19 protein-coding genes are annotated in these 22,510 nt (G+C 68.8%); 12 read left to right on the top strand and 7 right to left on the bottom strand.

From position 1 onward, the window contains the following. Positions 1–2: 2 nt before the first annotated feature. Positions 3–1,886 carry a 3D-(3,5/4)-trihydroxycyclohexane-1,2-dione acylhydrolase (decyclizing) gene (iolD, locus tag DACI_RS14710; RefSeq protein WP_012204779.1) on the bottom strand — a complete coding sequence of 628 codons (1,884 nt, stop codon included), beginning with the start codon at positions 1,884–1,886 and terminating at the stop codon, positions 3–5. A 254-nt stretch (positions 1,887–2,140) separates the two neighbouring features. Here iolD and DACI_RS14705 point away from each other — a divergent pair, with 254 nt between their 5' ends. Genes DACI_RS14705 through DACI_RS14675 form a run of 7 tightly spaced genes read left to right on the top strand, consistent with a single transcriptional unit; the run spans position 2,141 to position 9,763 of the window. Continuing rightward, positions 2,141–3,118 carry a sugar ABC transporter substrate-binding protein gene (locus tag DACI_RS14705; RefSeq protein ID WP_012204778.1) on the top strand — a complete coding sequence of 326 codons (978 nt, stop codon included), beginning with the start codon at positions 2,141–2,143 and terminating at the stop codon, positions 3,116–3,118. A 3-nt stretch (positions 3,119–3,121) separates the two neighbouring features. Next, positions 3,122–4,687, top strand: coding sequence for a sugar ABC transporter ATP-binding protein (locus DACI_RS14700; protein ID WP_012204777.1), 1,566 nt, complete (start codon positions 3,122–3,124; stop codon positions 4,685–4,687). Positions 4,688–4,715: 28 nt separating this feature from the next. Further along, the gene (locus DACI_RS14695; protein WP_012204776.1) at positions 4,716–5,771 is read left to right on the top strand and encodes an ABC transporter permease; all 1,056 of its coding nucleotides are present in this window, start codon (positions 4,716–4,718) and stop codon (positions 5,769–5,771) included. 24 nt (positions 5,772–5,795) lie between these two features. Next, positions 5,796–6,719, top strand: coding sequence for a sugar phosphate isomerase/epimerase family protein (locus tag DACI_RS14690; RefSeq protein ID WP_012204775.1), 924 nt, complete (start codon positions 5,796–5,798; stop codon positions 6,717–6,719). A gap of 9 nt (positions 6,720–6,728) precedes the next feature. Beyond that, the gene (locus DACI_RS14685; RefSeq protein ID WP_012204774.1) at positions 6,729–7,550 is read left to right on the top strand and encodes a TIM barrel protein; all 822 of its coding nucleotides are present in this window, start codon (positions 6,729–6,731) and stop codon (positions 7,548–7,550) included. Positions 7,551–7,565: 15 nt separating this feature from the next. Continuing rightward, entirely contained in the window at positions 7,566–8,579 is a 1,014-nt protein-coding gene (locus DACI_RS14680; protein ID WP_012204773.1) for a Gfo/Idh/MocA family protein, read from the top strand. 11 nt (positions 8,580–8,590) lie between these two features. Further along, positions 8,591–9,763: a Gfo/Idh/MocA family protein gene (locus DACI_RS14675; RefSeq protein ID WP_012204772.1), complete on the top strand. Its 1,173-nt coding sequence runs from the start codon at positions 8,591–8,593 to the stop codon at positions 9,761–9,763. A gap of 88 nt (positions 9,764–9,851) precedes the next feature. On the opposite strand, the gene DACI_RS14670 is transcribed toward DACI_RS14675, so the two are convergent. Next, the gene (locus DACI_RS14670) at positions 9,852–11,180 is read right to left on the bottom strand and encodes a dicarboxylate/amino acid:cation symporter (protein WP_012204771.1); all 1,329 of its coding nucleotides are present in this window, start codon (positions 11,178–11,180) and stop codon (positions 9,852–9,854) included. A 212-nt stretch (positions 11,181–11,392) separates the two neighbouring features. On the opposite strand from DACI_RS14670, the gene DACI_RS14665 reads away from it, so the two are divergent. Further along, positions 11,393–14,044, top strand: coding sequence for a hybrid sensor histidine kinase/response regulator (locus DACI_RS14665; protein ID WP_012204770.1), 2,652 nt, complete (start codon positions 11,393–11,395; stop codon positions 14,042–14,044). Between the two features lie 24 nt (positions 14,045–14,068). Here DACI_RS14665 and DACI_RS14660 read toward each other — a convergent pair whose 3' ends face one another. After that, a complete protein-coding gene (locus DACI_RS14660) occupies positions 14,069–14,707 on the bottom strand; it encodes a LuxR C-terminal-related transcriptional regulator (RefSeq protein WP_043781523.1) in 639 nt (212 codons plus the stop codon). Positions 14,708–15,236: 529 nt separating this feature from the next. Between DACI_RS14660 and DACI_RS14655 the strand changes: the two genes are divergently transcribed. Then, a complete protein-coding gene (locus tag DACI_RS14655; RefSeq protein ID WP_012204768.1) occupies positions 15,237–16,265 on the top strand; it encodes a porin in 1,029 nt (342 codons plus the stop codon). A gap of 234 nt (positions 16,266–16,499) precedes the next feature. Continuing rightward, complete coding sequence (locus tag DACI_RS32375; protein WP_013803086.1) at positions 16,500–16,664, top strand: hypothetical protein; 165 nt, start codon at positions 16,500–16,502, stop codon at positions 16,662–16,664. A 59-nt stretch (positions 16,665–16,723) separates the two neighbouring features. On the opposite strand, the gene DACI_RS14650 is transcribed toward DACI_RS32375, so the two are convergent. The 4 genes from DACI_RS14650 to DACI_RS14635 all read right to left on the bottom strand — a co-directional run bounded on the left by DACI_RS14650 (position 16,724) and on the right by DACI_RS14635 (position 19,853). Next, entirely contained in the window at positions 16,724–17,458 is a 735-nt protein-coding gene (locus tag DACI_RS14650) for a hypothetical protein (RefSeq protein WP_012204767.1), read from the bottom strand. Then, on the bottom strand, positions 17,455–18,447 hold the full coding sequence (locus tag DACI_RS14645) for an MlaD family protein (protein ID WP_012204766.1): 993 nt from the start codon (positions 18,445–18,447) through the stop codon (positions 17,455–17,457). Before DACI_RS14645 ends, DACI_RS14650 begins: the two co-directional genes overlap by 4 nt. 65 nt (positions 18,448–18,512) lie before the next feature. Further along, complete coding sequence (locus DACI_RS14640) at positions 18,513–19,316, bottom strand: MlaE family ABC transporter permease (protein WP_012204765.1); 804 nt, start codon at positions 19,314–19,316, stop codon at positions 18,513–18,515. A gap of 72 nt (positions 19,317–19,388) precedes the next feature. Further along, positions 19,389–19,853, bottom strand: a complete 465-nt coding sequence (locus DACI_RS14635; protein WP_012204764.1) for a Cd(II)/Pb(II)-responsive transcriptional regulator — start codon at positions 19,851–19,853, stop codon at positions 19,389–19,391. Positions 19,854–19,892: 39 nt separating this feature from the next. Between DACI_RS14635 and DACI_RS14630 the strand changes: the two genes are divergently transcribed. Together DACI_RS14630 and DACI_RS14625 are read left to right on the top strand one after the other, a co-directional pair. Continuing rightward, on the top strand, positions 19,893–22,091 hold the full coding sequence (locus tag DACI_RS14630; protein ID WP_012204763.1) for a heavy metal translocating P-type ATPase: 2,199 nt from the start codon (positions 19,893–19,895) through the stop codon (positions 22,089–22,091). After that, complete coding sequence (locus DACI_RS14625; RefSeq protein ID WP_012204762.1) at positions 22,088–22,474, top strand: DUF3703 domain-containing protein; 387 nt, start codon at positions 22,088–22,090, stop codon at positions 22,472–22,474. The genes DACI_RS14630 and DACI_RS14625 overlap by 4 nt, the downstream gene beginning before the upstream one ends. Positions 22,475–22,510 lie beyond the last annotated feature (36 nt).

The raw sequence follows: 22,510 nt of genomic DNA, 5'->3' as shown, positions 1-22,510 counted from the left end.
CATCAGCGCCGCTGGCCTGCCTTGTGGTGCAGGTACTCGCGCCGCGCGCCCTGGACCTCGGGGCGGGCCGAGACTTCGGGCACGGCGACCTCCCACCAGGCGCCGCCGTCGGCCGTGGTGCGGCGGTGGGTGGTGTCTATCACCAGCACCTGGCTGCGGCGGGACGCCCGCGCACGCAGCATTTCGCGGCGCAGTTCCTGCACACCGCCCACGTGCACCGCCTCGGCCCCCATCGCAGCGGCATGGCGGGCGAAATCGATGGACGAGCGCTCGCCGCCCTCGGGCACGCAGTCATCGAGCATGTTGTTGAAGCTGGCGCCGCCGCAGCGCACCTGCAGCCGCTCTATGCAGCCGTAGCCACGGTTGTCCAGCACCACGACGATGATCTTGCGGCCCAGCAGCACCGAGGTGGCCAGCTCGGCGTTGAGCATCATGTAGGAGCCATCGCCAACGAGCACGATGACCTCGCGCTCGGGCCGCGCCAGCTTCACGCCCAGGCCGCCCGCGATCTCGTAGCCCATGCAGGAATAGGCATAGTCCACGTGGTAGTTGCCCGGCAGGCCGCTGCGCCACAGCTTGTGCAACTCGGCCGGCAGCGTGCCCGCCGCACAGACCACGATGTCGCTGCAGGCGCTGTCCAGCCCGGCGTCGGCGGCCGATTCGCGCACGGCGCCTATCACCTCGGCGTCATAGGGCAGCTCGCCCTTGGGCACGTGCAAAGTCAGCGCCGCCACGCGCTCTGCCCAGGCTGCGGCCCGGGCGCGGCTGTCGGCCGTCCACTGCGGATCGGCGCGCCAGCCGGCCAATCCCGCGCCAAGCTGGGCCAGGCCGACACGCGCATCGGCCACCAGCGGCTGGCCGCGTTTCCTGGCGGCATCCAGGGGCTGCACGTTCAGGCCCAGCACCCTGGCATGGCCGTACAGCGCATGCGAGCCGCTGGTGAAATCCTGCTGCCGCGTGCCGACGGCCAGCAGCACATCGCATTGCCGGGCTGCGTGGTTGGCGGCGGGCGAGCCCGTGACGCCCATGGCGCCCAGGTTGAGCGGATGGTCCCAGGCCAGGCTGCCCTTGCCGGCCTGCGACTCGGCCACCGGCACGCCATGCGTTTCGGCAAACACGCGCAAGGCCTCCCAGGCCTGGCTGTACAGCACGCCGCCGCCCGCCACGATCAGCGGCCTTTTGGCGGAGGCCAGCAAGGCCACGGCCTCGGCCAGCCCGGCAGCGTCGGCCGGCTGGCGGCGCAGGCGGATCAGCGGAGGGTGGAAGAAATCCATGGGCCAGTCGAAGGCCTGGGTCTGCACATCCTGCGGCAGCGCAAGGCAGGCGGGGCCGCACTGGGCCGGGTCGGTCATGACCTGGATGGCACGCGGCAAGGCCACCAGCAATTGCTCGGGCTGCATGATGCGGTCGAAGTAGCGCGTGACCGGGCGCAAACAGTCATTGGCGCTCAGATCGCCCTGCTCGAAGCTCTCCACCTGCTGCAAAACGGGATCGGGCAGGCGCGAGGCAAAGATGTCCCCGGGCAGCAGCAACAGCGGCAGCCGCGCCACATGCGCCAGCGCGGCCGGGGTCACCAGGTTGGTGGCGCCGGGCCCGATGCTCGATGTCACGGCCATCATGCGCTGGCGAAAGTGCGCCTTGGCAAAGGCCACGGCCGCATGGGCCATGCCCTGCTCGCTGTGTGCGCGCAGCGTGGGCAGCCGCTCACGTTCGGCATGCAGCGCCTCGCCCAGCCCGGCCACGTTGCCATGTCCGAAGATGGCGAACACCCCTGCGCAATAGGGCTGGACGGCCGTGCGGCCATCGGGCTGCATGACCTCGGCCTGCAGGGCGGCCAGGTAGCGGACCAGCGCCTGGCTGACGGTCAATCTCACGGTGCCTGTCATCTTTTGCCTTGCCTTTCCATGGCCATCGCTCAGGGGCTGTCCGCAGGCAGCGCTTGGCCAGCGTCCAGAACATGGAAAAAGATTAAAACTATTAGAAATTTTTTTCCTTAGGTGTATTCACTTAGAAATTAATTTCCAACAATTAGAGGGGCAGAACTACATTTCTCCTCAGGGTCCGGTGCAATCCGGTGTTTGGCGAGTCAAGGCGGGATGTGAATGCGCCCCGCTGCCGCTCAAGGACAAGGAGACGAGGGATGAGGAAAAACCACCTGCTGGCGGCCATTGCCGCTGCCTTTCTGGCAGCACTGCCCGTGCATTCCCAGGCTCAGACGCAGAAGCAGACACAGGCGCAAGCCCACGCGCAGCCCCTCAGGATCGGCGTGGCGATGGCGCTCTTCGACGACACCGGCCTGACCATCCTGCGCAACGGCATCGTGGACGCGGCCAGAAAACACGGGGCCGAGCTGCAGATCGAGGACGCCAGCAACGATGTGGGCAAGCAGCTGAGCCAGATCCAGAACATGATTGCCCAGCGGGCCGACGCCATCATCGTCAACCCGGTGGACACCGACGCCACGCCCAGAATCACCCGCATGGTGAGCGACGCCGGGATCGCGCTGGTCTACGTGAACCGCCAGCCTGTCGATTTCGACAAGCTGCCCGCAGGCACCGCCGTGGTGGCCTCCGACGAAAAACTCTCGGGCACGCTGCAGGCCCGCCAGGTCTGCAAGCTGCTGGAGGGCCGCGGCAACATCCTGGTGCTGATGGGGGAGCTCTCCAACGAATCGGCGCGCACCCGCACCCGCGACATCGAGGAAGTGGCGGCCACGCCCGAATGCGCGGACATGAAGATCCTCGACAAGCGCGAGGGCAAGTGGAGCCGCACGCAGGGCCAGGACATCACCATGAACTGGCTGAGCTCGGGCATGAAGTTCGACGCCATCCTCGCCAACAACGACGAGATGGCGATTGGCGCCATCAACGCGCTGAAGGCGGCCCGCAAGTGGAGGCCCGACACCATCGTGGCCGGCATAGACGCCACGCCCGACGGGCTGTCGTCCATGAAGAACGGCGACCTCAAGGTCTCCGTCTTCCAGAACCTGGCCGGACAGGGCGCCAAGGCGGTCGATGCCGCCCTGCGCCTGGCCGGCAAACAGCCCGTGGAGCGCTTCGTGAACGTGCCCTTCGAGCTGGTGACGCCCGAGAACATGGGCCAGTACGCCAGGCCCTGAGCCATGTCCGCATCCCCTGTGCACGGGCCGGACCGCGGCCCACCCGCGCCTGCCGCACCGCGCGCGCAACACGCGCCCCATGCCTGCAGCGACCTGCTGGAGGTGCGTGGGGTGGGCAAGTCGTTTCCGGGCGTCGTGGCGCTGGCCGATGTGCAGCTGCGCCTGCGCAGCGGCAGCGTGCATGCGCTGATGGGCGAGAACGGTGCCGGCAAATCCACCCTGATGAAGATCATTGCCGGCGTGCATGCGCCCGACACCGGCGAGATCCGCCTCAGGGGCCGGCCCGTCACGCTGCGCAGCCCGCTGGATGCGCTCAGGCAAGGCATTGCCATGATCCACCAGGAACTGAACCTCATGCCCACCATGACGGTGGCCGAGAACATCTGGATAGGCCGCGAGCCCGTCAACCGCTTGGGCCTGGTCGACCACCGCCAGCTGCGCCAGCGCACCCAGGCCCTGTTCGAGCGGCTGGCCATCGACATGGACCCCGACTCCGAGGTGCGCACGCTGAGCGTGGCCAGCCGCCAGATGGTGGAGATCGCCAAGGCCGTGTCCTTCGACTTCGAGGTGCTGATCATGGACGAGCCCACCTCCGCGCTCACCGACCGGGAGGTGGAGCACCTGTTTCGCATCATCGGCCACCTGCGCGGCCAGGGCAAAGGCATCGTCTACATCACGCACAAGATGAACGAGCTGTTCGAGATCGCCGACGAGTTCTCGGTGTTCCGCGACGGCAGGTACATAGGCACGCATGCATCGGCCGATGTCACGCGCGACGACATCATCCGCATGATGGTCGGGCGCGAGATCACCCGGATGTTCCCCAAGCAGGACGTGGCCCTGGGCGATGTGGTGCTCTCGGTGGACGGGCTGGGCGTCGAGGGCGTGTTCCATGGCCTGCGCTTCGAGCTGCGCGCCGGGGAGATCCTGGGCGTGGCCGGCCTGGTGGGCTCCGGGCGCTCCAATCTTGCCGAGGCGCTGTTCGGCGTCGTGCCCGCCACCTGCGGCGAGATCCGCATCGGCGGCGAGCCGGTGCGCATCACCTCGCCTGCCCAGGCCATGCGGCTGGGCATGGCCTTTCTCACCGAGGACCGCAAGGACACGGGCTGCTTCATGGGCCTGGACCTGCTGGCCAACATGGAGGTGGCGCTGCTGCACGAGCGCCATGTGCGCTGGGGTCTGGTCGCGCATGCCGCCGTGGCACGCGAATGCGAGGACATGGCCCGCACGCTGCAGGTCCGGTCCCCCGGGCTGCACGAGGACATCCGCAACCTGTCGGGCGGCAACCAGCAAAAGGTGCTGATCGGCCGCTGGCTGCTGACGCGCCCGCGCATCCTCATCCTGGACGAGCCGACGCGCGGCATCGACGTGGGCGCCAAGGCCGAGATCCATCGCCTCGTGGGCGCGCTCGCGGCCCAGGGAACTGCCGTGCTGATGGTCTCCTCGGAAATGCCCGAGGTGCTGGGCATGAGCGACCGCATCCTGGTCATGCATGAGGGGCGCATGACCGGCATCGTCGAGCGCAGGGACGCCGACCAGGTGCGGATCATGGAACTGGCCTCCCGCTGAGCCCCGATACGCAACGGAGACACGCAAGATGAGCAATTCCCAGACGGTTTCGCAAGCCCAAACGCAAACCCAAACCCAAACCCAAGCGCAGGCCCGGCCCGCCCGAAAGCAGCGCGCCCGGTGGCCGCCGGAGCTCAGCATCTTCCTCGTGCTGCTGGGCATCGCCCTGTTCTTCGAGGCGGCAGGCTGGCTCACCGTGGGCCAGAGCTTTCTGCTCAACGCCGAGCGGCTGCAGATCATCGTGCTGCAGATGGCGGTGGTCGGCATCATCGCCGTGGGCGTCAACCTGGTCATCATCACCAGCGGCATCGACCTGTCCTCCGGCTCCGTGGTGGCCGCTGCCGCCGTGGTGTCGGCCAGCCTGGCGCAGGTATCGGACTTTCCGCGCGCGGTGTTCCCCCAACTCACCGATCTGCCCGTGGTCTGGCCCGTGCTGGCCGGCATGTGCGTGGGCCTGATGGTCGGGCTGATCAATGGCTCGCTGATCGCCTTCACCGGCATCCCGCCCTTCATCGCCACCCTGGGCACCATGGTCGCGGCACGCGGCTTTGCCAAGTGGTTCACCAACGGCACGCCCGTCTCCATGCTGACGGAGGAGTTCGCGGCGCTGGGCTCCGGCGCCCATCCGGTGCTCATCTTCCTGGTGCTTGCCGCCGTCTTCCACACCGTGCTGCGCCATACGCGCTTTGGCAAGTTCACCTACGCCATCGGCGCCAACCGCCAGGCTGCCGTGGTCTCGGGCATCAACGTGCGCCGGCATCTGGTCTGGGTCTACATGATTGCCGGCGTGCTCAGCGGCATCGCCGGCACGGTGACGGCGGCGCGGGCCATCTCCGGCCAGTCCGGCATGGGCGTCATGTACGAGCTCGATGCGATCGCCGCCGTCGTGATCGGCGGCACCTCGCTGGCGGGCGGCGTGGGCCGCATCACCGGCACGGTGATCGGCGTGCTGATCCTGGGCGTCATGACCTCGGGCTTCACCTTCATCCGCATCGACGCCTACTACCAGGAGATGGTCAAGGGCGCCATCATCGTCGCGGCCGTGGTCGCCGACCAGTACCGCAACAAGAAGGCGCGGCGCTGACGGCGCGCCCTGCAGGGAGGCATCATGAAAATCGCCCTCGATCCCTACATGATCCGGCACGAGCCCCTGGACCGCCTGCCGCACGCCGTGGCCGAGCTGGGCTACGACCAGATCGAACTGTCGCCGCGCAGCGACTTCCTGGACTGGTGGGTGATGCCGCGCGCCACCAGGGAGCGCATGGCCGCATTCCGCCAGGCCATGCGCGCCAGCGGCGTGGCGCTGGCATCGCTGCAGCCCATGTACCGCTGGGCCAGCCCGTTCGAGGACGAACGGCAATGGGCCATGCGCTGCTGGAGAAAGGCCATCGAAGTCGCCGTGGAGATGGACTGCGCGTTGATGGTGTCCGAGTTCGGCCGGGGCGCATCGCCCGAGCGCTCGGTGAACGGTCCTGCCGGCGCGAATCCGAAGGAGATGTGCGAGGCCGCCTGGTTCCGCTCCATGGACGAGCTGCTGCCCATCCTCGAACGTGAAGGCATCACGCTGTCCGTGGAGCCCCACCCGGAGGACTGGTTAGAGCAACTGCAACCGGCCATGGACATCGTGGGCAACATGGCCTCCAAGGCACTGCGCCTGTCCTATATCGCCCCGCACACTTTCCACTACGGCGGCGACATGGCCGCCATGCTGCGCGAGGCGGCACCGCTGCTGGCCCATGTGCGCGTGGCCGATACCTTCGACCACCGCAAGAGCAGCCAGTTGCGCTACATCGTCAACCCGCCGGGCTCGCACCACATCCGCGTGCACCAGCACCTGGACATGGGCCAGGGCGAGATCGACTGGGACCTGTTCTTCGGCACGCTGGGCGCAGCCGGCTTCGATGGCGTGCTGTCGTCCTGCGTGTTCGCCTGGGAGGAACGGGCCGCCGAATCCAGCCGCTTCATGCGCCGGGAGATACAGCGCTACCTGAACAGGCATTTCTCCCCCGCCGCCCTGCCCCTGCCAGCCTGAGCCCTTGCCATGCACCAGCCCATCCACTTCGCCATCAACCGCATCAGCGCCTCTCGCATGCCGTTTGCCGACTGCCTGGCCATGTGCCGGCGCCTGGGCGTGTCGGCCATCGAGATCCGCAACGATCTGCCCCACGCCGAGATCCGCGACGGCACGGCGCCCGCCGCGATCCGGGCTGCAGCGCAGCAGGCGGGCATCACCATCCTGTCCATCAACGCGCTGTATCCCTTAGACGTTTTCGACGCAGGCCTCGAACGCAAGGCGCGCGAACTGGCTGTGTATGCGCGTGACTGCGGCGCGCAGGCCCTGGTCATGTGTCCGTTGAACGACCGGGCCGATGCGCGCACGCCGGGCGAACGGCGGCGCGACCTGGTGCAGGCGCTGCGGCAGTTGCACCCCATCCTCGACGGCCACGGCATCCAGGGCCTGGTCGAGCCCCTGGGCTTTGCCGAGTGCGCACTGCGCCGCAAGTCCGATGCGGTGGCCGCCATCCATGAGGCCGCGGGCGAGCGCCATTTCAAGCTGGTGCACGACAGCTTCCACCACCACCTGGCGGGCGAAGACCTGTTCTTTCCCGAGCAGACCGGGCTGGTGCATGTCTCGGGCGTCGAGGACCGCCAGCTGGAGAGCGGCCAGATGCGCGACGGCCATCGCGTGCTGGTCGGCGAAGGCGACCGCCTGGGCAACATCGCCCAGTTGCGCGCCCTGCTCGATCGCGGCTGCGGCGCCCCGGTCTCGTTCGAGCCGTTCGCGCAAGGGATCACGCAAGCGGCCGACAGCGAGGCTTTGCTGCGGCAAAGCATGGACTTCATCCGCCATTCATTGCTTTGACGAGGAGAGGACGACATGACATTGCAGATCGGAGTGATTGGCTGCGGGGCCATAGGCCAGGACCATGTCCGCAGGATGTACCAGACGCTGTCGGGCGCCCGGGTAGTGGCGGTGACGGACATCGATGCGCAGCAGGTGCGTGAGGTGATGGCCCGGCACGGCCCGGACATCGAGGCCTTTGACAGCGGCCCGGCACTGATTGCCGCGCCGCAGGTGCAGGCGGTACTGGTCACGTCCTGGGGACCCACGCACGAGGAGCTGGTGCTGGCGGCCATCGCCCAGGGCAAGCCGGTGTTCTGCGAAAAGCCGCTGGCAGTCACCGCTGCCGGCTGCCTGCGCATCGTGCAGGCGGAGATGGCCCATGGTCAGCGGCTGGTGCAGGTCGGCTTCATGCGACCCTACGACGCAGGCTACCGGGCATTGCGGCAGGTCATCGCCAGCGGCCAGATCGGTGCGCCGCTGATGGTGCACTGCGCGCACCGCAATCCCTGCGTGGCCGACGGCTACACCACCGGCATGGCCATCACCGATACGCTGATCCATGAGCTTGATGTGCTGCGCTGGCTGCTGGACGACGAATACGCCAGTGCCCAGGTGGTGTACCCGAAGAGAACGCGCCACGCCCTGCCCCATCTGGCCGACCCGCAGATCGTTTTGCTGGAGACCGTGGGCGGCATCCGCATCGATGTGGAGGTGTTCGTCAACTGCCGCTATGGCTACGACATCCAGTGCGAAGTGGTGGGCGAGACAGGCATTGCGCGCATGCCCGACCCCGCAGCCGTCCCCCTGAAAAGCGCGGCCATGTACTCCATACCCATACTCACCGACTGGAAGCAGCGCTTCATGGCAGCCTATGACGTGGAGCTGCAGGCCTTCATCGACGGCGTGCGCGGCCAGCGGCTGACGGGGCCCTCGGCCTGGGACGCCCATGCAGCCGCCGTGGCCGCCGATGCCTGCGTGCTGGCCCAGTCCTCCGGCGCCGTAGAGCGCATGGCGGCGGCGCCCCGGCCCGCGTTCTACCAAAGCTGAAGGTGAACACCATGATCGACGCAACACCCATGCCCGGCCACCCGATTGCCTGGGCCATGGTCGGCGGGGGACAGGACAGCCAGATCGGCCCGGTGCACCGATCGGCGGCGCAGCGCGACCACGGCTTGCAGCTGGTGGCCGGTGCCTTCGACATCGACCCGGTGCGCGGCCGGCAGTTCGGCGAGCGGCTGGGCCTGGATGCGCAGCGCTGCTATGCCGACTACCGCGCCATGTTCGAGGCCGAGGCGCGCCGCCCGGACGGCATCCGCGCCGTGTCCATCGCCACGCCCAACAACACCCATTTCGAGATCTGCAGGGCCGCGCTGCTGGCGGGGCTGCACGTGGTCTGCGAAAAGCCGCTGTGCTTCACCACGGCCGAAGCTCTGCAGCTGCTGGAGCTGTCGCGTGCCAGCAGGCGGATCGTGGGCGTGGCCTACGGCTACGCGGGCCACCAGCTCATGGAGCAGGCGCGCGAGATGGTCGCGCAGGGCGAGCTGGGCGAGATCCGCATCGTGCAGATGCAGTTCTCGCACGGCTTTCACAGCGAGGCGGTGGAAGCCGCCAGCGCGGCCGCGCGCTGGCGCATGGACCCGGCCCATGCCGGCCCCAGCTATGTGCTGGGCGACCTCGGCACGCATCCGCTGTACCTCTCGCAGCTGGTGCTGCCCGGGCTGGAGATAGAGCGGCTGATGTGCTCGCGGCAGAGCTTCATCGGCAGCCGCGCCCCGCTGGAGGACAACGCCCTCGCCCTCATGCAGTACCGGGGCGGCGCCATGGGCTATCTGTGGGCCTGCGCGGTCAACAGCGGCTCCATGCATGGGCAAAGGCTGCGTGTCATCGGCTCGAAGGCCAGCCTGGAATGGTGGGACGAGCATCCCAACCAGCTGCGCCACGAAATCCAGGGCCGGCCGGCCCAGGTGCTCGATCGCGGCATGGACTACCTGCATCCCGCTGCACGGCAGGAAGACCGCATCGGCGCCGGCCATGCCGAGGGCCTGTTCGAGGCCTGGGCCAACCTCTACCGCCGCTTCGCCCTGGCCATGCATGCCACGGACCGGGGCGACAGCCTGGCCCTGGGCAAGATCCGCTATCCGGACATCCAGGCGGGCGTCGAGGGAGTGCGCTGGGTGGAGAACTGCGTGCGTTCGGCCGACGCAGGCGGGGTGTGGATCGACTATCGCTGAGAGCGATGCCGGGCGCATCGCAAGCGAATGCGGCGACCAAGGCCGCCGCATCGAGCAGGAGAGGGTTTGGTGCCCGGGGCCTGCGGACTCAGGCCTTGACGGCTGCGGCCTCGGCAGGCAGGGCCTGCACAGGCTCTCCATCCAGGGCAGCGTTGAGCTTGCTGTAGTCCAGCTCGTTTTCCCAGCGCGATACCACCACGGTGGCCACGGCATTGCCCATGAAGTTGGTCAGCGAGCGGCACTCGCTCATGAAGCGGTCCACGCCCAGGATCAGGGCCATGCCGGCAACGGGCACTTCGGGCACCACGGCCAGCGTGGCGGCCAGGGTGATGAAGCCCGCGCCGGTCACGCCGGCAGCGCCCTTGGAGCTGAGCATGGCCACCAGCAGCAGCGCGATCTCATGGCCCAGGGTCAGGTGGGTGTTGGTGGCCTGGGCGATGAACAGCGCGGCCAGCGTCATGTAGATGTTGGTGCCGTCCAGGTTGAACGAATAGCCCGTGGGCACGACCAGGCCCACGACGGACTTGCCGCAGCCGGCGCGCTCCATCTTCTGCATCAGCGAAGGCAGGGCCGATTCCGAGGACGAGGTGCCCAGCACCAGCAGCAGTTCCGCCTTCAGGTAGCGCGCCAGCTTGAGCACCGAGAAGCCGCACAGCCGCGCCACGAAGCCCAGCACCACCACCACGAAGAGCAGCGAGGTGATGTAGAACGAGCCCACCAGCCAGGCCAGGTTCACCAGCGAACCCAGGCCGAACTTGCCGATGGTGAAGGCAATGGCGCCAAAGGCTCCCAGCGGCGCGGCCTTCATCAGGATGCCGACCAGCTTGAACACGGGGGCCGTCAGCGCCTCCAGGAAGTTCAGCACGGGCTTGCCCGCATCACCGACCATGGCCAGCGAGATGCCGAACAGCACGGCCACGAACAGCACCTGCAGGATGTTGTCGCCCACGAAGGGGCTGACCAGCGTCTTGGGGATGATGTCCATGGCAAAGCCGGTGAGCGTCAGCTCATGCGACTTGGCCACATAGCCCTTGACGGCGGCCTGGTCCAGGTCGGCCGGGTTGATGTTCATGCCTGCGCCCGGCTGCACCACGTGCGCCACCACCATGCCGACCACCAGGGCCAGCGTGGAGAAGAACAGGAAGTAGGCCATGGCCTTGAGGAACACGCGGCCCACGGTGCGCAGGTGCGTCATGCCCGCAATGCCGGTGACGATGGTCAGGAAGATCACCGGCGCGATGATCATCTTCACCAGCTTGATGAAGGCATCGCCCAGCGGCTTGAACTGCTCGGCGTACTGGGGCTCGAAGTGGCCGAGCAGCACGCCTGCCACGATGGCGACCACCACCTGGAAATACAGCTGGCGGTAGAAAGGCAGCCGCTCGGGGCTGGCGGCGTGGGTGGGGACGGCATGCATGGTGCGGCTCCGGCGGTACTGTGTGGGGTGGGCGCACCACCAAGGTGCGGCGAGGTCCAGTTTGTACCGCTGGCGTGCTCCGGCGCCGATAACCTATTGGTATTAGGCGCAGGTGCTCTCCCTGGGAGAATGCACGCAGAATCAGGGTAATCCCCAACCCCTTCCCGCCCCTGGAAGGCACCAAGCTGGCGCCCAATCGGGTCCAGACCACCATGCCCCAACCCGTTCGACGCCCTTCACGCCGTTCCTTCTGGACCCTGCTGCTGCTGTTCGGCGGCATGCTCGCCTGCATGCTGCTGGCCGGTGAGCTGGTCTACCACCGCGCCCTGCGCGGCGAGGCCGAAAGCGTGCAGCGCCAGCTCAGCCTCTACGCCCAGGCCCTGGGCCAGCGCATAGACCGCTACCGCACCCTGCCCGAGGTGCTGGCGCTGGACGCGCAACTGCGCGCCGCCCTCACCCACCCGCTGTCTCCCGCCGAAGTCGATGCCCTCAACCGCAAGCTGGAGCAGGCCAACGGCGCCAGCCAGTCGTCCACGCTGACCCTGATCGACCGCCACGGCACGGCCCTGGCTGCCAGCAACTGGCGCGAGACGCGCAGCAACGTGGGCGTGGACTACAGCTTCAGGCCCTATGTGCAGCAGGCGCTGTCGCGCGGCAGCGGGCGCTTCTACGGCATCGGCCTGACCACGGGCCTGCCGGGCTACTTCCTGTCGCAGGCCATCCTGGACGAACAGAACGCCGTCGCGGGCCTGGTGGTGATCAAGATCGCGCTGCTGGAGCTGGAGCGCGAATGGCTGCAGACGCCCGACGTGGTCATGGCCTCGGACGAGCACGGCGTGGTCTTCCTGGCCAGCCAGCCCGACTGGCGCTACCGCCTGCTGTCACCCCTGAGCCCCGCCGACGAGGCGGACCTGGCCGCCACGCGCCAGTACATCGACCAGGAGCTGCACCCCATGCGCTACCGGGTGCGCCAGGGCCTGGAGCAAGGCAGCCGCCTGGTGCAGATGCAGGAGCCCGCCCTGCCCGGCACCACGCTGTGGCAGACCCTGCCCCTGCCCGGCAGCGACTGGCAGTTGCACCTGCTGCACGACACGCAGGCCAGCACCGTGGCCAGCCGCTGGGCGGCGGCGGCCGCTGCGGGCGGCTGGCTGGCCCTGGGCCTGCTGGTGCTGTTCGTGCGCCAGCGCAGGCGGCTGGCCGCGCTGCGCCTGCGCAGCCGCCTGGAGCTGGAGACCGTGCTGCGCCAGCATGCCCAGGAGCTGCGCACGGCCCAGGACGGCATCGTCCAGGCCGCGCGCCAGGCCGACACGGGCCTGAGCCGCAGCCTGGAGCACCTGCCCCAGGGCGTGGTGGTGATCGATGCCGACCTCAACCTGGTGGCCTGGAACTCGCGCTACGTGGAGCTGTTCCGGTTTCCCTCCGAGCTGCTGCGCACGGGCCAGCCCATAGAGAACCTGTTCCGCTACAACGCCCGGCGCGGCCTGCTGGGGCCCGGCCCCATCGAAGAGGCCATCCACCGGCGGCTGCAGCATCTGCGCAGCGGCAGCCCGCACCTGCGTGAAAGCACCAAGGACGACGGCACGGTGCTGGAGATCCGCGGCAACCCGCTGCCCGATGGCGGCTTCGTCACCAGCTACGCCGACATCACCAGCTACAAGAACGCCGCGCGCGAGTTGCGCTCGCTGGCCGATGCGCTGGAGCAGCGCATTGCCGAGCGCACGCGCGACCTGGCCGAAGCCAAGCGCGAGGCCGAGCAGGCCAACCGCTACAAGACCCGCTTCGTGGCCGCCGCCGTGCACGACCTGCTGCAGCCGCTGAACGCCGCGCGCATGTTCAGCTCCCTGCTGCGCAGCCATCTGCATGACGACGCGGGCCGCCATGTGGCCGACAGCATCGACGGCGCACTGGCCGCGCAGGACGCCATCCTGGGCAGCCTGCTGGACATCTCGCGCATGGAATCGGGCCAGCTGGAGGTGCGCGTGCGCGACTTCGCGCTGGGGCCGCTGCTGCAGGTCATGCGCCACAACTTCGGCATCCTGGCCGAAAGCCGGGGCCTGCGCCTGAGCGCTGTGGACACGCGCTGCGTGGTGCGCAGCGACGAGGCGCTGCTGCGCCGCATCCTGCAGAACTTCCTGTCCAACGCCATACGCTATACGCGCCAGGGCCGCATCGTCATCGGCTGCCGGCGCCAGGGCCAGCAGTTGCGCATCGAGGTGCACGACCAGGGACCGGGCATTCCCGAAAGCCTGCAGCACGAGATCTTCGAGGAATTCCGCCGCCTGGACGAAGGCCATGGCGACGACCGTGGCGCGGGGCTGGGCCTGGCCATCGTCGAGCGCCTGGGCCGCCTGCTGGGCCACGAGATCGGCCTGCGCTCCCACCTGGGCCGGGGCAGCGTGTTCTGGGTCTGCGTGCCGCTGGGCGATCCCGCAGCCGTGCCGCAGATCGCCGCGGCCACGCACTCCGGCGAGGCAGGCCAGGACGCACCGCTGCAGGGCATGAGCGCCTGGTACGTGGAAGACGATGCCCAGTCCTGCACCGCCATGCGCGCCCTGCTGCAGCGCTGGGGCTGCAACGTGCCGCTGGCCGGTGGCCCGGCCGAGGCGCTGGCGCTGGCCGCGCCCGGCGAAGCGCCGCAGCTGGTGCTGCTCGACGTGCGCCTGGGCCAGTTGCACGGCCCCGATGTCTACGCGCAGCTGTGCCAGCGCTGGGGCCAGTCGCCGCCCGTGATCCTGGTCACGGCCGAACGCGACGGCATGGTGCGCCGCCAGGCGGCCGAGCGCGGCTGGGGCTTTCTGGCCAAGCCCGTGCGCCCGCCCGCGCTGCGCGCGCTCATGAGCCAGATGCTGCTGCGCCACCGATAGACGTGGCACGGCAGGGACTGGCGTTCAGACCGTGCCGTCGTTCTCCAGGCTCTTGACCAGCACGGCCGCCTGCGTGCGGCTGTAGCACTCCAGCTTCTTGAGAATGGCCGTCACATGCACCTTGACGGTGTTCTCGGCCAGCCCCAGCTCGTGGGCGATCTGTTTGTTGAGCAGGCCGTCGGCCAGGCACAGCAGCACGCGGAACTGCTGGGGCGTGAGCTGGGCCAGCCGCGCGGCCAGCGCGGCGTCGGCCTCGGAGCGCTCGGCGGCCATGGGCGGGAACCAGCTGCCGCCGTCCAGCACTTCCTGCAGGGCCGTGCCAATGGCCTCGGCCGGCGCCGATTTCGGAATGAAGCCCGCGGCACCGAACTGCTGCGCACGGCGGATCACGCGCGGGTGGTCATTGGAAGAAATCACCACCACCGGAACGTCGGGGTACTCGCCGCGCACATGCAGCAGCGCCGAAAAGCCGCGCGCCCCCGGCATGGCCAGGTCCAGCAGCACCAGCTCGATCTCGGGGTGCTGCTGCAGCGCCGCGCCCAGCGTGGCGGCGCTTGCGGCTTCCAGCACGGCGAACTGCGGCAGGGCCTCGCGCAGCACATGGATCACCGCGGCGCGGAACAGCGGGTGGTCATCGGCAACGAGCAGGGTGGGTTCGGACATGGGCGCGAGTCTGACACGTCTGGAAGCACATGCCCGGCTCATGGGGTCCATGCCTGGCCCATGGCCGGGTTGCAAGCTGGCACGCTGTTTGCAACCAGTTGCAGCCAAATGCCTGGCAACAGGCACAAATCCACCGCCCAACCGACGAACAAGGAGCCCTGAATTGACCTTTGAGCCCTCTTGCAACGACCTGCTGCACAGCCCTGGTGCCCCAGCCCCATCCCAGTGCACGGCAGTGTTCAAGCCGCGAGAGTGCAAAACACAAATTAAGTTTCGTCATAACTGTGTCAAAGACACCACTTCCTGGCTGGCGCAATGGCTCGGATGCGTTGTAATACGCGGCTTAGCCAGTCAAGACCGCCTTGCACACAGGCCGCAAAGACATGCCGACGCCAACCCGCCCCTGATGCGAAAACGCCACTGTCCCAGGTTTGCCACGTAGCCCAGCCCGGGCGATTGGTTCATCGTCTGCCCCGGTCACAGCACTGGCCACCCGTTTCCACTCTCCAACAATGAAAGACTCCTCAACATGAAACGTTCCTTCATCGCAATGGCCGCTGCACTGGCCTGCGCCGGCGCTGCACACGCCCAAAGCTCGGTCCAGCTGACTGGTCTGGTGGACGCCTATGCCGGCTCCATGCGCATGGCTGGCGACGCCAGCGGCAAGGGTGTCGTGGGTTCGGGCGGCATGACCACCTCCTGGTGGGGCATGAAGGGCCAGGAAGACCTGGGCGGCGGCCTGAAGGTCGATTTCCAGCTGACGGTCTTCATGCGTGTGGACACCGGCAGCCCCGGCCGTTTCGATGGTGACCCGTACTTCTCGCGCGATGCCAACGTCGGCCTGTCCGGCGGCTTCGGCACGGTGCGCCTGGGCCGCGGCATGGCGCCCAACTTCCTGCCCACCATCCTGACCAACCCCTTCGGCGACTCCTTCACCATCTCCCCGCTGGTGCTGCACGCCAACGTGGGCACGACAGCCTGGGGCTCGGCCAACCTGACCACGCCGTCCGACACCGGCTGGAGCAACCAGGTCGTCTACACCACGCCCAAGTTCGGCGGCCTGCAGGCCAACGTCCACTACCAGTTCGGTGAAAAGGGCGGCGATTCCGGCAAGAAGAACATCGGCGTGAACGCCATGTACTTCGGCGGCCCCCTGAGCCTGGTGGCCTTCTACGAGCGCGCCCAGATCAGCAACCCCGTGAGCCTGGCCGTGATGCCCACCAAGACCGACTGGATGCTGGGCGGCACCTACAACTTCGAAGTGGCCAAGCTGTACGCAACCTACGGCCAGGCCAAGGTCAAGGATCTGGACCGCAAGAACAGCACCTACTCGCTGGGCCTGGACGTGCCCGTGACCAGCGCCGGCACCATCAAGGCAGCCCTGGCCCGCACCAAGGCCGAGATCGGCGCCGTGGACTCCACGCGCACCACGGCCAGCCTGGGCTACGACCACTACCTGTCCAAGCGCACCGATGTGTACACCGTGCTGATGCACGACCGCATCACGGACCTGAAGTCGGGCACCAGCCTGATCGCGGGTATCCGCCACCGTTTCTAAGGCGACGCCTGGCCTGCCAGCACGGGCCAGGGACTTACGTCCCGAACTTTCAGCGAGGCTCTGCCTCGCTTTTTTTCGGCCTCTTGAAAGTCGATAGAAATTTTCTCTCAGCAGTTTTTTACAAACGTCAAGAGAGAAAGCGATTGTCCGACAGCCGCGCTGCGCAATCCGATGTGCAATGGAGTCCAGGCCCAGCCCAATGCTCTGCCTGCGCTGTCAGACAGGAGGTCCACCATGCGCAGACCCAGCCCCTTCGGACGTCATCCCTTCATCGCCTTCACCGCCACGGTCGTGCTTGCCGTAGCCGCCAGCGTTGCCACCTTCTGGCTGGACAGCGCCGCCCCGGCTGCAGACACCTTGCTGCAAAAAGACCCGGGTGCCCTGCTGTCGTCGATGTAAGCCCTGCAAACGCCTGCAAATGCCTGCCCAGCGCCATTCCTTTCGGACTGGCGCTGTTTTCATTTGCCGGCCGATGCGCCCCCACCGCTGGCCGTCTTCGCCAGCAGCGACAGCCTGCGCCTGACGGCCTGGGCCTTGTGCACCTCGCCCGCCTGCTCATGGGCCCTGGCCTGCAGCAGCAGCCACGCCATCACCGCACGGCGCCAGCCTTGGGCCGAGGCGGTCTCGGCACCCAGCTCCAGCAATTGCGGCTGCGCCGCACCCGCCCGCAAGGCCGCGCCGGCCGCCACCAGCCGTGGCAGCGGCTCCTTGATGGCGCTCACGGCGGCCAGCGCCGACGCAGACCCGCCCAGCAGCGCCTGTGCCACGGGGCGCTGCAATTCTGGCAATAGCGCAATGTCTTCGGGCCGCGGCCTGCCTTGCAAATAGCGCGCATAGGCGGCCTCCGCCGGCGCCGCGTCAAGCGCCAGCGCCTGGTAGCCGGGGCAGTCATCCCATTCGAGACTGGCCACCTGGGCCGCGCAGCGCATCAGCTCCAGACGCGCGGCCAGGTCGGTGCGGCCCGTGGCGGCCACCTCGGCGCGGGCCTTGTCCCATTCCATGGCCTGCACGCGCTGGCGGCCTTCCAGGTAGGCGGTGGATGCGCGTTGCGAAGCCGATTCGGCATTCAGCGCCCAGTCCGGCGCGGGCGGGCGGCTGCTGCAGCCGGCCAGCACCAGGGTCAGCACGGCGCCGGCGGCGGCATGGCGCGCCAGGAGGGTTGCGGCAGAAAGTTTCTTGGCGGCAGCACTCATGGCAGCTTCAACTCCGGTTGATGGGCAAACGGCCACTTGCGCTGCAGATCGGCCAGCACGCCTTCCAGGCGGCGCAGGTTGCCCTCGACCTCGGCGCGCAGGGCACCCAGGTCGGCCGTGGCCTCGCGCGCATTGGAGCCCACGGCCTGGGCCTCGGCCAGCACGGCGTCCACCTTGCCCAGCGTGCGGCGCGTGTCGGCCAGCAGGCCGTTGAGCTGCACCACGGTGGAACGCACCTCGGGCATGACGCCGCCGGCGTCGAACACCTGGCTGTCGGCCCGCGCCACCATGCGCTCCATGCGGGCCAGCGTGGCGTTGGCGCGGTCCAGCAGGGCCGTGACCTTGCGCGCCTCCTGCTCGCTGCCCATGACCACGCCCAGCACGCCGCCCGGCCCCTGGGCCCGGCCGGCCAGGCCGCGCAGCTCGGTCAGCGAACCGCCCAGGGCCGAGTCCGGCGCGGTGAGCTGGGCGATGTTGCCCAGCACTTCCTTGGCCGTGGACATGATCTGCGGCAGCTCGGCCGTGGCATCGCCACGCAGCACGGGGCGCACGGCCTCGTCGGGCAGCGGCGGATCGCTGAGGATGCCGCTGTAGGCCTTGATGGTGGTGCCGCCCACCAGCCCCTTGACCAGGGTGAAGACGCTGGACTCGCGCAGCCAGTGCGCGTCCTTGCGCGGCACGTCGATGAGGATGCGCACATTGCCGTCCTCGGCCAGTTCGATGCGGCGCACGCGCCCGATCGGAAAGCCCGAGAAGGTCATGTCCATGCCCACGCTCACGCCCTCGGAGTCGTCGGCCGTGAGCACCAGGCGCTGCGTGGCGTCGAACACGCCGCGCGAGTACAGCAGGTACAGGGCCGATCCAAGAATCAGCACCAGCGTGAACAGCAGCAGGCCCGCCGCCTTGGCGCGCAGGTGCGCCACGGGCTTGAGGGCCTCGATTTCCTCGCCGTCCCAGGGGTCTGGCGGCGGGCGCCGCGTATCGGTCATGGCATTCCTTGTTCTGGCACGGGCCTTGCCGTGCATGTGGGGTTCGTGGAGTTCAGCGGGCGTGCTCAGTAGTAGTTGCCCATGAGCGAGATCACCTCGATCACCAGCAGCACGGCAAACATGCGCGCAAAGCCGCCCAGCGCCGCGCCGCCCAGCCGGTGGCGCCGCAGCGGCGCATACAGGCCCGAGGCCATGGGCATGATGGCCACGGTGAGGCTGAAGAACCAGGTCTTGAGCACGAAGACCAGGGTCACGGCCGGCGTGAAGATCTGGCCGAAGATGCGCGTATAGCCGGGCAGGCCCGCCAGCGTGAAGCCATAGACGCTCAGGTAGACGGTGACCAGGGCCACCACGCAGCTGAGCACGGCCAGCGTGACCGAGGCGAACACGCCACCGGCGGCGCGCGGCACCAGGGCCATGCGCAGCGGGTCGGAGCCGCGCTCCTGCCAGGCCTGGAGCTGGCCCCGCGCGCGCAGTTGCGCAATCAGCGTGCCATTGGGAATGGTGCAGCGCATGGCCACGAACAGCGCGGCCGTCAGCGGGATCAGCTCGATCACCAGCACGCGCACCACCATCTCCAGCGCATAGCGCGACAGCCCATAGCTCAGCGCCGTGACGATGACGATGCGCGTGATCACCGCGCACAACAGCGCCGCCAGCGCCGTGAATCCCAGCAGGATGGGGCCGGTCTGCACATAGATCTGGTGCGCCATGGCACGCCGTGCGCCGCGCCGGTAGCTGGAAGGGGACATGGCCAGCACCAGCAGCACGGCGCCCAGGTAGACGCTGCGCCACCAGGCCAGCGCGTGGTCGCGCAGCGCCGCCCAGATGCGGTCGGGAAGGGACAGGGCAGCGTGGCTGAGGCTCATCGGGCGATGATAGCGAGCCGTACCGGGACGGTCCGTCGGACGCCGACGCAAGACAGGCGGCTGCGGACGGCGCTACACATGGCGCTTGGCGCCGGAGCTGCCCAGGGCGGGTGCCAGCGGTTCGTCGGCCTGGGCGTGCAGGGCCTCGATCAGATGGCAGTAGCTGGCCGAGCCGTCGCACTGGCTGCGCAGCTGCATCAGCTCATGCTCCAGCGCGCGCAGCTCGGCCAGGCGCTCGCGCACATGGCCCAGATGGGCATCCAGGGTTTCGTTGGCGGCCACGCAGTCGGCCTTGCTGGCGCCGTCCAGCGCCAGCAGGGTGCGCACCTCGTCCAGCGACATGTCCATGGCGCGGCACAGGCGGATGAAGCGCAGCCGGTGCACATCGCTGTCGCTGTACAGCCGGTACTGGTTGTCCTCGCGCACGCCTGCACTGAGCAGCCTTTCCTTCTCGTAGTAGCGGATGTTGGCGGCGGCCACGCCGGAACGCTTGGCCGCCTCGCCGATGCGCCAGCGCGCAGATTCATGCTGTGACATGCTTGACCTTGAAGTGACTTCACCGTTTCCAATGCTCGCATGAACTCCAATCGCCTGCCAAGCCCTCAGGGCAACGAGGCCCTGAAAGCCTTCCCAGCCCATTCCACGCCCGCCTCGACTTCGCCGTCTTCCGCCTGCGGCACCGATTGCTGCGCGCCCTTCACCATCACCCAGCCCACGCCGGCCCGCAAGAAGGCCCAAGGCCACTCGCATGCGCATGGCGAGGGCCATGGCCACGGTCACGCCCATGACCACGACCATGACCACGGTCACGACGAGAGCGATCCCCATGCCGGCCACGACCACAGCGTGCTGCCCGGCTGGCCGCGCATCACGGCCGCGCTGATTGCAGCCGTGCTGGCAGAAGCCGCCCACTGGGTCAGCGGCTCCCAGGGCGGCGTGCCTGCCCTGCAATACGGCGGCATGGCCGCGGCCGTGCTGGCCATTGCCCTGTCGGGCCTGGGCGTCTACAAGGCCGGCATCCGCGACGTGCTGCGCCTGAAGCTGGGCATCCATGCGCTGATGGCCATTGCCGTCACGGGTGCCTTCGCCATCGGCCAGTGGCCCGAGGCCGCCATGGTCATGGCCCTGTACGCCGCGGCCGAGCGCATCGAGGACCAGGCCATGGACCGCGCGCGCAATGCCATCCGCAGCCTGCTGCAGATGGCGCCCGAGACGGCCGACGTGCTCCAGCCCGACGGCAGCGTGCAGCGCGTGGCCGCCGCCGACGTGGCGCTGGACGCCACCGTGCGCGTGGCCCCCGGCGCGCGCGTGCCGCTGGACGGCGTGGTCCTGCGCGGCCAAAGCTCGGTCAACCAGGCGCCCATCACCGGAGAAAGCGCCCTGGCCGACAAGGCCCCGGGCGACGAGCTCTACGCCGGCAGCATCAACCAGGATGGCGAGCTGCAGATGCGCGTCACCTCGGCGGCCAATGACAGCCTGATTGCGCGCATCGTCCACGCCGTGGAGCAGGCCCAGGCCTCCAAGGCGCCCACCCAGCGCTTCGTCGATCGCTTTGCCGCCGTCTACACGCCCATCGTGCTGGTGCTGGCCATTGCGCTGGCGGTGCTGGCACCGCTGGTCATGGACTGGAGCTGGCATGACGCGGCCTACCAGGCGCTGGCCCTGCTGGTCATCTCCTGCCCCTGCGCCCTGGTGCTGTCCACCCCCGTCACCGTGGTCAGCGCGCTCACGGCCGCGGCACGCCGCGGCCTGCTGATCAAGGGCGGCCAGGCGCTGGAATCGGCCCGCAAGCTGCGCGCCATTGCCCTGGACAAGACCGGCACGCTGACCACGGGCAGCCCGAAGCTGGTCGAATGGAAATCCTGGAGCGAAGAAGACGCAGCCCAGGACTCCAGCCAGCCCGCCGCATATGCCCTGGCCCTGGCCGGCCGCTCGGACCACCCGGTCTCGCGCGCCATTGCTTCCGGCCTCCAGGCCGATGCCGCCGTGGCCGCCGATGCCGCACGGGCCTCGGTCAGCAAGCTGCTGGCACTGCCCGGCCGTGGCGTGCAGGCCGAGATCGACGGCCAGCTCTGGACCCTGGCCAACCTGCGCTGGGTGCAGGAGCAAGGCTGGGACAGCGCCGCGCTGCGCGCCGGCCTGGCCATGCACGAAACCCAGGGCCGCACCGTGACCCTGCTGGCCGACAGCAGCGGCGTGCGGGCCCTGTTCGCCGTGGCCGACCCGCTGCGGCCCCAGGCCCGCGAGGCCGTGGCACGCCTGCAGGCCCTGGGCGTGCAGCCCGTGGTGCTCAGCGGCGACAACACGGCCACCGTGCGCTCCATCGCTGCCGAAGCCGGCATCCAGGATGCGCGCGGCGGCCTGCTGCCGCAGGACAAGCTCGACGCACTGGCCGAGCTGCAGCGCACCCGCGGTCCCACCGCCATGACGGGCGACGGCATCAACGATGCACCGGCCCTGGCCCAGGCCGACATCGGCTTTGCCATGGGCGGCATGCACAGCACGGGCATGGCCATGGAAACCGCCGACGTGGTGCTGATGAACGACGACCTGCGCCGCCTGCCCGAGGTGGTGGAGCTGTCGCGCAGCGCCCACGCCGTGCTCTGGCAGAACATCGCCCTGTCGTTGGGCGTCAAGCTGGTGTTCTTCGCACTGGCCCTGGCCGGCAACGCCAGCATGTGGCTGGCTGTGCTCGCCGACATGGGTGTGAGCCTTCTGGTGGTCGCCAACGGCCTGCGGCTGCGCCGCTGGGGCAGCGACAGGGAGGCGGCATGACCGACGCCCAGCGCCGCGCCGCCTTCACCCACCTGCTGCACAGCTTCCGTTCAAGCCAGGACCAGGCGCCCGCACAGCGCTGGCTGCTGCTGGAGGCCAGCCATGTGCTGGGCCAGCAGCTGCTGGGCCTGCACTGGCGATCCCACTGCTGGATGCTGCGCCATGCGCTGCAGCTGCGCGATGGCGGGGAGGTGGCAGGCCAGTTGCTGCGTCTGGCCCTGGTGCCTGCAGGCCACCTGCTGGACCGGCTGCCGCGCGGCAACACAGGCCGCGCCACGGTGCCGGCCACCCTGCCCATGGACATGCCGCCCGCCGTATCGGCCCTGATCGCCGAGGCCCTGCGCGCCACGCGCCACACGCCCCGGCAAAGCCCACGCGCCTGAGGAACTTCGCACCGCCGTCCGGTATCATCCAAACCT

Origin of the sequence: Delftia acidovorans SPH-1, from assembly GCF_000018665.1 — a bacterium.
GTDB lineage: Bacteria > Pseudomonadota > Gammaproteobacteria > Burkholderiales > Burkholderiaceae_C > Comamonas > Comamonas acidovorans.
Note: the sequence above shows the minus strand (reverse complement) of the source record. Positions and strands in the feature narration are given on the sequence as shown.

What these genes read in the sequence shown, in the direction of transcription:
- DACI_RS14635 (WP_012204764.1), bottom strand. Translation starts at nt 19,853, where the DNA reads ATGTCACAGCATGAATCTGCGCGCTGGCGCATCGGCGAGGCGGCCAAG.
- DACI_RS14645 (WP_012204766.1), bottom strand. Translation starts at nt 18,447, where the DNA reads ATGACCGATACGCGGCGCCCGCCGCCAGACCCCTGGGACGGCGAGGAA.
- DACI_RS14625 (WP_012204762.1), top strand. Translation starts at nt 22,088, where the DNA reads ATGACCGACGCCCAGCGCCGCGCCGCCTTCACCCACCTGCTGCACAGC.
- DACI_RS32375 (WP_013803086.1), top strand. Translation starts at nt 16,500, where the DNA reads ATGCGCAGACCCAGCCCCTTCGGACGTCATCCCTTCATCGCCTTCACC.
- DACI_RS14640 (WP_012204765.1), bottom strand. Translation starts at nt 19,316, where the DNA reads ATGAGCCTCAGCCACGCTGCCCTGTCCCTTCCCGACCGCATCTGGGCG.
- DACI_RS14630 (WP_012204763.1), top strand. Translation starts at nt 19,893, where the DNA reads ATGAACTCCAATCGCCTGCCAAGCCCTCAGGGCAACGAGGCCCTGAAA.
- DACI_RS14690 (WP_012204775.1), top strand. Translation starts at nt 5,796, where the DNA reads ATGAAAATCGCCCTCGATCCCTACATGATCCGGCACGAGCCCCTGGAC.
- DACI_RS14685 (WP_012204774.1), top strand. Translation starts at nt 6,729, where the DNA reads ATGCACCAGCCCATCCACTTCGCCATCAACCGCATCAGCGCCTCTCGC.
- DACI_RS14695 (WP_012204776.1), top strand. Translation starts at nt 4,716, where the DNA reads ATGAGCAATTCCCAGACGGTTTCGCAAGCCCAAACGCAAACCCAAACC.
- DACI_RS14675 (WP_012204772.1), top strand. Translation starts at nt 8,591, where the DNA reads ATGATCGACGCAACACCCATGCCCGGCCACCCGATTGCCTGGGCCATG.
- DACI_RS14680 (WP_012204773.1), top strand. Translation starts at nt 7,566, where the DNA reads ATGACATTGCAGATCGGAGTGATTGGCTGCGGGGCCATAGGCCAGGAC.
- iolD (WP_012204779.1), bottom strand. Translation starts at nt 1,886, where the DNA reads ATGACAGGCACCGTGAGATTGACCGTCAGCCAGGCGCTGGTCCGCTAC.
- DACI_RS14700 (WP_012204777.1), top strand. Translation starts at nt 3,122, where the DNA reads ATGTCCGCATCCCCTGTGCACGGGCCGGACCGCGGCCCACCCGCGCCT.
- DACI_RS14650 (WP_012204767.1), bottom strand. Translation starts at nt 17,458, where the DNA reads ATGAGTGCTGCCGCCAAGAAACTTTCTGCCGCAACCCTCCTGGCGCGC.
- DACI_RS14670 (WP_012204771.1), bottom strand. Translation starts at nt 11,180, where the DNA reads ATGCATGCCGTCCCCACCCACGCCGCCAGCCCCGAGCGGCTGCCTTTC.
- DACI_RS14665 (WP_012204770.1), top strand. Translation starts at nt 11,393, where the DNA reads ATGCCCCAACCCGTTCGACGCCCTTCACGCCGTTCCTTCTGGACCCTG.
- DACI_RS14655 (WP_012204768.1), top strand. Translation starts at nt 15,237, where the DNA reads ATGAAACGTTCCTTCATCGCAATGGCCGCTGCACTGGCCTGCGCCGGC.
- DACI_RS14705 (WP_012204778.1), top strand. Translation starts at nt 2,141, where the DNA reads ATGAGGAAAAACCACCTGCTGGCGGCCATTGCCGCTGCCTTTCTGGCA.
- DACI_RS14660 (WP_043781523.1), bottom strand. Translation starts at nt 14,707, where the DNA reads ATGTCCGAACCCACCCTGCTCGTTGCCGATGACCACCCGCTGTTCCGC.